Source organism: Asanoa sp. NPDC050611, assembly GCF_040654855.1.
Lineage (GTDB): Bacteria > Actinomycetota > Actinomycetes > Mycobacteriales > Micromonosporaceae > Asanoa.
The window spans coordinates 1-2351 of sequence record NZ_JBFAIU010000601.1 but is presented as its reverse complement, the minus strand read 5'-3'; the positions used below and the strand labels follow the sequence as shown (position 1 = coordinate 2351).

Here is a 2351-nt window from a genome sequence, read left to right as displayed (position 1 = left end):
GTGGTGGTGCGGATGGGCGAACAGCTCCGTCACCGGTGCCCGCTCGATGACGCGCCGGTCGGAGGTGTCCCCGACCGGCCGCGCCGGAGCCGTCGCCACGGGGGCGCCGGCCATGTCAGCTCCCGGTTCCGATGGCCGACGCCTTGTCCTGGATGGTCTTCGCCGTCGCGCCCGGGTCCACGTTCGACTTGCACAGCTTCTCGACCTCGAGGTCGAAGGACGCCGCGATCTGCTCCCACGTCGGGATCGCCGGCGGTGCCTTGGCGTCCTCGAGCTGCTTGCCGAAGACCGCCAGGTACGGGTCACCGGAGAGGCTGCTGTCGTCCCACGCCGACTGCACCGAGGGCAGGTCCTTGACCGCCTGGTACCACTTGACCTGCACCTCGGGCTTGCTCAGCCACTGCACGAACTTCCAGCCGGCGTCGCGGTTCTTGGCGTCCTTGAACACCGCCAGGTTGCTGCCGCCGATGAACGAGGTGGCCGACTTCTTCATCGGCATCTGGGCGATCGCGAACTTCTGGTCGAAGCCGGCGCCGCCCTTCTCCTGGAGCAGGCCGATGTGCCACGGGCCGGAGACGAACGCGCCGATCTTGCCGCTGACGAAGTCCGGCTCGAGCGCGCCCTCGGGCAGGTCGGTGCCGGACAGGCCCTCTTTGAAGAACGACTGGTAGTAGGCCAGCGCCTCGGTCATCTCGGGGGTGTCGAAGCTCAGTTTGTCGGAGGTGGCCACCTCGGCACCGTTGGACCAGGCGAACGGCATCACGGACTGCCAGCTGCCGGTCTTGCCGGGCTGGAGGTGGAAGCCCTCCCGGGCGCCCTTGGCCTTCATCGCCTTGGCCATCGCCTTGAGGTCGTCCCAGGTCTTGGGGCCCTCCGGGAAGCCGGCCGCCGCGGCCAGGTCCTTGCGGTAGAAGATGCCGCGGGTCTCGACGTACCAGGGCACGCCGAAGGAGCTGCCGTCGACGACGGTGGTATCCCAGGCGCCGGGGAAGAAGTCGTCCTTCTTGATCAGGTCCGGGGGCGTCGGGTCGAGGGCGCCGGTCTTGGCGAACTCGCCCTGCCAGGTGGTGCCGATCATGGATACGTCGGGGGTCTGCTTGGCCGCGATGGCGCTGGCGATCTTCTGGTGCGCGGCGTCCCACGGGACCGCGGTGACGTTGACCTTGGCGTCCGGGTTCTCGACCGAGAACTCCTTGGCGAACTCGCCGAGCTTCTCGCCTTCGGCGCCCATGGCCCAGACGGTGATCTCGCCGGTGGCCTTGCCTTCGGCGACCGTCTTGGCTTCCTCCTGCCCGCCGCCCGAGTCGCGACCGCAGCCGGCCAGGACGACCGAAACGGCTAACGCGGCCGCCGCCACGGCCGTGAGCCTGCTCCTTCTCATGCCGTACCTCCGAGGGGATTGGGTGTTTCCACGGGGTGTGACCCGCAGCTGCGTCGGACGACCAGCTGCGTGGGTAGGACCCGGCGCCGTGGTGCGGCGCGTTCCGGGCCCGCGGTTCGTTCGCCGATGCGGCCGTCGAGCCAGCGCGCCGCGATGGCGCCCAGCTCGCGCATCGGTTGGGAGACGGTGGTGAGGCCGGCGAACCGGGCGGCGAGCACGTCGTCCCAGCCGGTCACGGCCAGGTCGGCGGGCACGGAGCGGCCGGCGGCCTCGGCGGCCAGGTGCACACCTAGCGCGACCTCGTCGTTGGCGCAGACGACGGCGTCGGGCGGGTCGGCCATGAGCTGCGCGCCCACGCGCTCGCCGGCCTCCACGTCGTAGGCGCAGGGCCGCAGCTCCGGCCGCGGCAGCCGGTGCGCGCGCAGCGCCTTCACGAGGCCCGCGTACCGGCCGGCGACGTCGGGGGAGCCCTCGGGGTCGCCGGCGAAGACGATCCGGCGGTGGCCGTGTGCGACCAGGTGGTCGGCGAGCTCGACCGCGGTGCGCTCGTTGCGGGTGCGGATGGTGTCGATGCCGTCGACGGGTGGGCGGGCCAGCAGGACCAGCGGCACGCCGGTCGCGGCGATCGCCCGCACGGTGTCGTCGCTGACCGTGTTCAGGGTGACGGCCAGGCCGTCGACGCGGCCGGCCAGGTCGAGCACCGCGGCGTCGGCGTCGCGGCGGCCGTGGGTCGCCAGGATCAGCACGCTGCGACCCAGCTCGGAGGCGGCTTCCTCGTAGCCGAGGACGACCTCGGCGTAGTACGGACCCGTCAGGTCGGGGAAGACGATGCCGTTGGCGGCGTGCCGGCCTTCGGCCAGCGAGCGCCCCGACTGGTTGGGGGTGTAGTTGGAACGGACCTCGAGCTCCGCGTACTTGGCGTCGTCGCGCTCCTTGGACAGGATCGTGCCGAGCCAGCCGCAGAATAAGC

Annotated in this window: 2 protein-coding genes; both read right to left on the bottom strand. The window is 71.3% G+C overall.

Features of this window, described 5'->3' with window-relative positions:
* Window positions 1-115: 115 nt before the first annotated feature.
* On the bottom strand, window positions 116-1381 hold the full coding sequence (locus tag AB0H87_RS40785) for a sugar ABC transporter substrate-binding protein (protein WP_360158911.1): 1266 nt from the start codon (window positions 1379-1381) through the stop codon (window positions 116-118).
* Window positions 1378-2351 (bottom strand): substrate-binding domain-containing protein (locus AB0H87_RS40780; RefSeq protein WP_360158908.1); only part of this gene is annotated, 974 nt, incomplete at its 5' end. The genes AB0H87_RS40785 and AB0H87_RS40780, both read right to left, overlap by 4 nt.

Bases quoted from the DNA above. Each gene is read 5' to 3' on its own strand.
- AB0H87_RS40785 (WP_360158911.1), bottom strand. From the start codon at position 1,381: ATGAGAAGGAGCAGGCTCACGGCCGTGGCGGCGGCCGCGTTAGCCGTT.